The sequence below is a fragment of the Niveispirillum sp. genome, from assembly GCF_017996735.1.
In the GTDB taxonomy this organism is placed as follows: Bacteria; Pseudomonadota; Alphaproteobacteria; order Azospirillales; family Azospirillaceae; genus Niveispirillum.
Map to the genome: position 1 here is coordinate 1 of NZ_JAGOGJ010000207.1, position 7,446 is coordinate 7,446.

The 7,446-nt window shown below is 62.9% G+C and carries 6 protein-coding genes and 1 pseudogene; 4 read left to right on the forward strand and 3 right to left on the reverse strand.

Translation table 11 applies throughout. The features are described 5' to 3' along the window. Positions 1-284 precede the first annotated feature (284 nt). From KBA48_RS31360 to KBA48_RS31370, 3 genes are read left to right on the forward strand one after another with little or no spacing between them, the layout of a single operon-like run. Positions 285-1,946 (forward strand): transposase, encoded by a 1,662-nt coding sequence (locus tag KBA48_RS31360; protein WP_292912610.1) that lies wholly within the window; start codon positions 285-287, stop codon positions 1,944-1,946. Position 1,947: 1 nt separating this feature from the next. Beyond that, entirely contained in the window at positions 1,948-2,829 is an 882-nt protein-coding gene (locus tag KBA48_RS31365) for a TniB family NTP-binding protein (protein ID WP_035714025.1), read from the forward strand. Further along, positions 2,826-3,827, forward strand: coding sequence for a TniQ family protein (locus KBA48_RS31370; protein ID WP_275897813.1), 1,002 nt, complete (start codon positions 2,826-2,828; stop codon positions 3,825-3,827). The genes KBA48_RS31365 and KBA48_RS31370 overlap by 4 nt, the downstream gene beginning before the upstream one ends. A gap of 26 nt (positions 3,828-3,853) precedes the next feature. On the opposite strand, the gene KBA48_RS31375 is transcribed toward KBA48_RS31370, so the two are convergent. The 3 genes and pseudogenes from KBA48_RS31375 to KBA48_RS31385 all read right to left on the reverse strand — a co-directional run bounded on the left by KBA48_RS31375 (position 3,854) and on the right by KBA48_RS31385 (position 6,747). Then, positions 3,854-4,462 carry an SMC-Scp complex subunit ScpB gene (locus KBA48_RS31375; RefSeq protein ID WP_035714022.1) on the reverse strand — a complete coding sequence of 203 codons (609 nt, stop codon included), beginning with the start codon at positions 4,460-4,462 and terminating at the stop codon, positions 3,854-3,856. Positions 4,463-4,464: 2 nt separating this feature from the next. Beyond that, positions 4,465-5,313 carry a DUF1403 family protein gene (locus KBA48_RS31380; protein ID WP_254915612.1) on the reverse strand — a complete coding sequence of 283 codons (849 nt, stop codon included), beginning with the start codon at positions 5,311-5,313 and terminating at the stop codon, positions 4,465-4,467. Between the two features lie 225 nt (positions 5,314-5,538). Beyond that, a pseudogene (locus KBA48_RS31385) lies at positions 5,539-6,747 on the reverse strand (IS3 family transposase). A gap of 397 nt (positions 6,748-7,144) precedes the next feature. Here KBA48_RS31385 and KBA48_RS31390 point away from each other — a divergent pair. Then, positions 7,145-7,446, forward strand: a 302-nt coding sequence (locus tag KBA48_RS31390; protein ID WP_292912611.1) for a Gfo/Idh/MocA family oxidoreductase, incomplete at its 3' end; no start/stop codon positions are given.

Here is a 7,446-nt window from a genome sequence, read left to right on the forward strand (position 1 = left end):
CAGCCGCCCTGTGTCGAAGGCCAGTTCCGCCAGATCTGGCGCCAGCGCCGCTTCCGCCGCCCGCCACTCTGCCGCCGCAACCAGCCCGCCGCGCGGTGCCGCCGGCAGCGGCAGGTCCGCGATCCCGGCCGCGGTGTCTTCGTCCGGCTGTCGCTTTTCCTTCACGATTTCACTGCGTGGTTTTCACATGATTTCCGCAAGGTACCTCCGGAAGTGGCGCGGGTTTCTGCTTTGCGATTTCAATTTCATTATGGACTTCAATAGGTTTTGAAGGGCACGGCGGCATGACAGCGCTCAGCAAAGATCGGCCTTTGGAGCGGGCAGCTTACCGCGCTTCAGACGAGGCTTGGTCGAAGGCGGTTCGGATCGCTCGCGAACTTGACCGGGTTCTCGATGGCGACTTGCCGATGCGGGAGGCTGTCAGCCGGGCAGCGGTGGAACTGCGCCTTTCGACGCGTCAGGTCTACAATCACCTCGCCCGGTATCGGGAGGACCGCCGTGTCTCGTCGCTTCTTCCTCGGACGAATGGCGCGCGGCGTGCGAGGATATCGGCCAGCGTGGAAGCCATCATTTCCGACACTTTGCGAAAGATGTGGCTGCAGCCAGAGCAACCCGATCTCGCGCCCATCGTCGACGAAATCCGTGCGCGCTGTGACAGCGAAGGGTACAAGCCCCCGTCCTATGTCACTGTGGCCAAGCGGATCCCGCGCGTGTTCACCCCAGAGGAGATCGCGCGGCGGCGGCTTTCCGGTGGCAAGCATCTTCACCGCCTGAAGCCGCGTCCGGGATACATCCGTGCCGCCCACGCCCTTGAGGTCGTCCAGATCGATCATACCCCGGCCGACATCCAGTTCGTCGAGGTGATCGACGATCATGGCATCTTCGTTGGCAGACCTTATCTGACCATCGCCGCCGATGTGGCGACGAGTGCCATCATCGGCTTCTGTCTGACCCTCGAGCGTCCGTCCCGGCTCTCGGTCGCCTTGTGCCTTGCCCACGCGATATGCAGCAAGGATAACTGGCTGGCCGAACGCGGGATCGCGCACCCGTGGGTGATGCATGGCCGCCCTAAGCAGATCGTCGTGGACTCCGCCAAGGAATTTCAGAGCAGTACCTTTACGAAAGGATGCGCCGACTTCGGGATCACCGTCCGAACCCGGAACAAGGGCACAGTTCACCGAGGTGGGGTTGTCGAGCGCCTCCTTGGAAAAGTGAACACGGTGCTTCGCTCTCTTCCTGGCAAGACCGGACGGTCGATCGCGGATCGCGGCGACTATTCGTCCGATGAGAGGGCAAGTCTGACCTTCGCGGCCCTCGAGCGTTGCATCGCCCTGGCAATCGTCGATCACAACCAGACCCAGAACGCGCGCAAGCTGACTGTGCCTCGCCTCGAATGGGAGCTGCGACTTCCACCGACGGACCGGCCGATCGATGATCCTGACCAAGTCCTGCTCAACTTTCTCCCCCGCACAACACGCCGCATCTCTCCCCAGGGCGTCAGCGTGTTCGCCATCGACTACTTCGAGCAATGGCTTGGGCCTCTCGTCGCCCGCCGTGACCGGTTGCCACCTCTGGATCTATGCTACGACCCCCGGGACATCAGCCGGATCTACATCGCCGATCCCGACACGCGGATCTGGCGTCCGGTAAAGCGGCGGGATGGGATGACCATGCCAATCACCCTTTGGCAGCATGAAGCCGACCGAGCGCGCACGCGAGAGAGCCAACAACGACCGGCGCAGGAAAAGACGCTTCTGCGCCGGGAAATCGCGGCGACCGTCGCCGGGGCCAAATCCAAGAAGGCTCACCTGCGGGAAATGACCAGGGCCCGACACGCCGCAGACGCGCCGAAGGCGTATCAAAATGTCGGGCAGGTTTCGGAGGCGACCCATACCGGACCAGAACCTGACCGACCCCGCCGCGTCTTTCCTGTGGAGACCTGGTAGCATGGCCGACCATCTCCTACCATCAACCTCAGCGTTGCTCGATGCGGATGCTGCCACCCGCATTGCTCATATTCGGGCGCCACGCTGGATAGGCCATCCCGGTGCCTCTGCGGCACATGATGCGATGCGGCAGCTGTTGGAACGCCCGCCATCACTCCGTCCACGCGGCTTGTTGATTGCTGGTCCCTATCACAACGGCAAGACCATGATCGCCGAACGCTTCGCCGTCGAACATCTGCGCCGTGCCGACCGGCAAAGGGTCTGGGTGATCCAGACCCGGGAGGGGGCAGGCCTGTCGCATTTCTACGCCAGCATTCTGTCCGGACTGCGCGCCCCGCAAGCTGCCGGCTGGCGTAGTCTGTCCCGCGCCAGCGAACAGGTCGATCATCTTCTCGACAGCGTCAAGCCGCGCCTGCTCATCTTCGACGAATTCCACAGTGTTCTGCGCGGACGCCGACAGGATGTGAAGGCAATCTTCTCGTTCCTGCGGCGGATCGCACGCGTGCATGACATCTCGCCCGTGCTTGTCGGCGAAATCGCTGTCTATGATGCATTGCACGACACTGAAGAAATGGGCTCGCGGTTCGATACGGTCGCAGTGTCACGGTGGGGATTCGACGAAGACTTCGCCACGCTTCTCGACAGTCTCGAGGCCAGCATGCCGCTTGCGCATGCCTCAAACCTCTCACGACCTCCCCTGGCCAAAATGATCCATGATCTGTCGGAAGGGCTGATTGGCGAGGTGGTCGACATCGTCACCCGGACGGCGGTGGCAGCTGTTGAGAGCGGTGAGGAAAGGATCACGTCCAGCACCGTCATGGCCCTCGGCTATGTACCGCTGTCACGGCGACGGAACTCGGCCTTGCGCCATTCAATGACATGACCAGCAGTGCGCAGAGGATCACCGTCTCCCCGGCCCGCCGCTATAGAGTGGCCGCGGGGCATCGCTGGCCGGTGGACGTCCGGCCAGCTCCTGGGGAGCTTTTGTCAAGCTGGCTGCATCGGCTTGCACATGCCAATGGTGTGCCGCCGCGCTATTTTGGAGCGGTGCTCGGGGTGGCCGGCGAGACATGGTCGGCGCAACTTGACCGGCATCTGCCGGATTCTGTTCGTCGCTTGCTGCTCGACCATACGGCGATCTGCCCCGACGAGATCGACGGTCTTTGTCTGGCCAACAGTCCACTCTCGACCCTGCGCTTGCGGCTGCGGACCCGGCCGCAAGATGCAGGGACATCGACGGCGCAGTCCTGTTGGTTGCAGTTCTGTCCCTCCTGCCTGGGGGAAGACGAGGTGCCCTATTTCCGGCGGAGCTGGACCTTGGCAACCCGCGTGTCCTGCTTTCGCCATGGCTGCCGCTTGCGCGACCGTTGCCCGTCTTGTGGGCAGAGCCTTGCGCCATTTCGTCAGGCTCGCCTCGTGCCACAACAGTACTGCGCCTTCTGCGACGCCCCTCTCGCAAAACCGACTGGCCCGGCAAGCACGGGCGCCCGGCGCCTCGAGCGGCTGATCGACGATCTGCTGCGCCTTGATTCCGCTGAGCGCGCGCAGGACGACCGGAAGTCTCTTGCCGTGCAGCTTATGAAACACCCAGTGCCCGTCAGAACGGCGACATCAACGGTCCCATTCTTGTCGCATCGGGTTCGCTACAATTTCTTCCAGCGGTTGTCAGAGCGGCAGATCGAGGTAAGAGACCCCACAGAACGCGGCCCGCTGACCTTCTGGCTCGGGCTGGCCCGCGCCTCCGAAAACCACAAGGGGTTGGTCGGGACGCTCAGAGATCGGCTTGGCGAAACTGCCGGGCCGGGGCCGGCCTCCTCCTCCAGAGAGCCTGATCTGGCCGCCTTGCTGCGGGCAGCAATCCGGCTTCACCAAAGTCGCTGATTTCCTGCTGAAGCCTGGCCGGTCGCCTAACCTTCCATGGCCCCCGATGGGCCTGCCAGGCCTGCATCGTCCAATTGCTCGGGGTCTGGCAGGTCGCGCAAGGACTCCATCCCGAAGGCAGCCAAGAACGCCTCGGTGGTGACGAAGGTATGAGGCGCGCCACGGCGGGGTTCGCGAGGGCCGGTGCCGATCAGGTCCCGCTCGGCAAGTCGGCCGATCAGGTCACGGCTGATCTCTTTTCCGAAGATGTCCTTCAACCCGTCGCGGCTGATCGGCTGGTGATACGCAATCGCCGCCAGCACGGCCAGATCGTATTCCGACAGGTTCAGCGCTTGGCCGTCCACATCCGCCGCGGCGCGGATCGCTGGGGCATAGGCCGCGCGCGTGCGCAGCATCCACGCCTTTCCCACCTGTGCCACCTCATAGGGTCGGCCTTCCAGATCCACTGCCAGATCCTCGATCAACAGATCGACTGAGGCCCCCTGCCCCACGACCCGCGCCAGATCCTCGCGCGCCACCGGGGTCGTGCTTGCGAACAGCACCGCCTCGATCCGACGCATCCATTCCCGCCAGCGCAGCTCAGGGGGAAGAACGGCCAATTCGCGGTCAAGTTCTGTGTCCTCGCGCCGCCCCATGCTCAGACCCCGTAAAGTCGGAACGTGTCCCGCCCTGTCAGTTCGCGCACGGCGCCGAGCGCCACCAGTCGGTCGCAGAGCCGTCGCGCGGCCCGATCCGACATGAAGGCCAATGCCCCCGGCACCAGCGCATCGCGCGACAGGAACAGATCGACCGCCCGGCCCGCCGCCTTGGCGCGCAGCTTCGGGGCCACTGCCCGAAGGCGGGCCGCCGCACGGGCCAGATCGCCGGCCAGCGGCAGCGCCTGCCGAACGGCAGAGACAACGGCGCGGTGACAGGCCAGCCGCAGATCATCGCCCCGCAAGCGTATATCGCGGGGCTTGAGCGTCAGCGCCAGAAGCGGCAGCACATGCGTTGCCCCCAACGCTTTTGCCAACGCGGCATCGGACAGGATCAGGGCGGCGGCCTCGGCTCGCGGACTATCGGTCAGCACCGCCTCGACGACCTGCGCCGCGCGGTCCACTGGGGTCGGTCCGGTGGCATCAAGGCAAAGCGCGATCCGCTCTGCCGTTACTCCGTCCAGCGTATTGACCAGATGCGCGACCGAAACCGGCCGCGCCGCCGCGCGTGACCACTGCCGTGCGATCCGCCCCGCCGGGCCGGGGTCGTCGCCCGGTCCCGTCAGGTGCAGGGCATCGCGCAAGGCGCCCTGCCCTTCCCTTCGCCCCGCCATCGCAGCGCAGTTCTCGGCCGCCGTCAGGGCCAGACGATCGCGCCACAGCGCCAGAGGCACATCCCCCGACGCCATTGCCTGACCCAGATGCGCCAGCGCGGCCCCGGACCGGAAGGCCGCAGCCTCCGGCGGCTCGGACGGCGCAGAGACGATCCAGCCCGGCAGCGGGGGCAGCATCGGCAAGGTTTCCAAAGGCTCGGCGCGCGGTTTTCCCATGTCGGCAGCTTATATTGTGACGGCGCTTTCTGCCAGAGAAATGCACCTATAGCGCCGCAGCTTTGTCGGCTCCACAATGTCCAATAAGATTGCATTATCGGACGCAGAGAGAGTATGCTCAACGGTATGACCGAAACGTACCAGAAACTGGTCTTGTCACGTATTTGTGCCGGTCCGAGTGCTCGTTTAGGCCACTTGGCGCTCGAAGGCCAAGGGGCTTTTGCCTCCCAATGCTGAATGTCGACGGCGTGGATTATAGAAGCCGTTGATGTATTGGAAGATGGCGGTTTCGGCCTGGCGTCGGGTCTCCCACGTGCGGCGCCAGATCAGTTCGGCCTTGATCGTCTTGAAGAAGGTTTCGATTGCTGCGTTATCGTAGCAATTGCCTTTGCCGCTCATCGACGCCTTGAACCCATGCTCACGCAGGACCTTCTGATAGTCGTGTGAACAATACTGGCTGCCGCGATCGCTGTGGAAGATGCAGCCGCGCGGTGGGGATCGCAAGGCAATGGCCATCTTCAACGCCCGGATCGCCAGATCGCGTTTCATGCGATTACTGACGGCCCAGCCGATCACGCGCCGGGAATGCAGGTCCAGGATCACCGCCAGATACAGCCACCCCTCGCGGGTCCAGATGTAACTGATATCTCCGGCCCATTTCCGATTTGGCTCGGGTGCATGGAAGTCGCGATCCAGCAGGTTCGGGGCGATGTTGAACGTGTGATCGCTGTCCGTGGTCGCTTTGAATTTCCGTGTTCTTTCAACGACGATCCCATTCTCGCGCATCAACCTCCCGACACGGCGGTGCCCGACATCGACACCGACTTCCTTCAGTTCTTCGGTCATCCGTGGGCGGCCATAGCTGCCTAGACTCAGGCGCGATTGTTCCTTGATATGGGCCAGAACGACCATGTCCATGTGCTGCCTGTGGCTGGCAGGGCGGCTACGAAATGCCCGCAAGCCACGAGGGCTTACGTTCATCACCTGACATAACCGCTCGGCTGGGAACGCCCCGCTGTGTTCTTCGACAAACCTGAACCTTACGGCTTTTGGCTCGCGAAGAACTGGGTGGCCTTTTTTAGGATATCCCTCTCCTCGCGCAGTATGCGGTTTTCGCGCCGAAGGCGTTCGTTCTCAAGCGCAAGTTCGCGATCCTCATGCGACACCACATCCGTGTCCCCCCTCTCATGGTTTGCCTTGCAAACCATTGCCGGGCAACGGGTGTGCCGTGATCCACTTGTTCAGAGTCGACATGCCGACACCCAGCCTTACGGCGATTTAAGGAAATCGCCTACCGGCCAAAGGATCGTCGGCAATCTGTTTGCGTGAAAGCCCGCTGGTCAGTGCGATACGCACCGCGTCCTTGCGAAATTCATCCGTCCTGACTGTGCCCATGGTTCATCTCCTTTGCTGCACATTACGCTATCAAAGGACCGGCACCAAACCGCGACAAGACCACCTAGGCTTGAGGCAACACATAGGTGCGCGGCAGTCAGAGGTGCTACATTACCGTGCCCTGAGCGATACGAAGAGGCTGGCCGCTTGCGAGTACTTGGCAAAAACCCCTGCTAGAGCATTTGCGGTGTGCTCCTACAAACGGACGCTTCATGGCTATCGAAATGACCGAGTTGTTGCTGCAACCGGAGGGTCTTCTCAGTTTCTCTACAATTGGCTGAGTCGTATGCTTCTGGAGCGAGCTTCGGACTTCGTTGCAGAGGATGGAAAAGCCAGACAGAATCGCGGGTTTATGAAGGTCATTTTCTCGCATCGAGGCGGGCACAGATTTGGACAAATGAAGGCTTATGTCGAGCAACTCAAGGCTCAGGCAATCGGCAAGCAGCATTCCGTTCCCTGGTACGACGACTACCGCGTCATGCTGGAGAAGATGCCCGAGATCGATGCCCTGACGATCTCGACGCCGGACCACACCCACGCGCCGGCGGCCTACATGGCCATGAAGCTCGGCAAGCACGTGTACGTGCAGAAGCCCCTGACCCACACCGTGGCCGAGGCGCGCCTGCTCACGCTGACGGCCCGCGAGATGGGCGTCGCGACGCAGATGGGCAACCAGGGCCACTCCGGCAACGGCGTGCG

Bases quoted from the DNA above. Each gene is read 5' to 3' on its own strand.
- KBA48_RS31370 (WP_275897813.1), top strand. From the start codon at position 2,826: ATGACCAGCAGTGCGCAGAGGATCACCGTCTCCCCGGCCCGCCGCTAT.
- KBA48_RS31360 (WP_292912610.1), top strand. From the start codon at position 285: ATGACAGCGCTCAGCAAAGATCGGCCTTTGGAGCGGGCAGCTTACCGC.
- KBA48_RS31380 (WP_254915612.1), bottom strand. From the start codon at position 5,313: ATGCTGCCCCCGCTGCCGGGCTGGATCGTCTCTGCGCCGTCCGAGCCG.
- KBA48_RS31375 (WP_035714022.1), bottom strand. From the start codon at position 4,462: ATGGGGCGGCGCGAGGACACAGAACTTGACCGCGAATTGGCCGTTCTT.
- KBA48_RS31365 (WP_035714025.1), top strand. From the start codon at position 1,948: ATGGCCGACCATCTCCTACCATCAACCTCAGCGTTGCTCGATGCGGAT.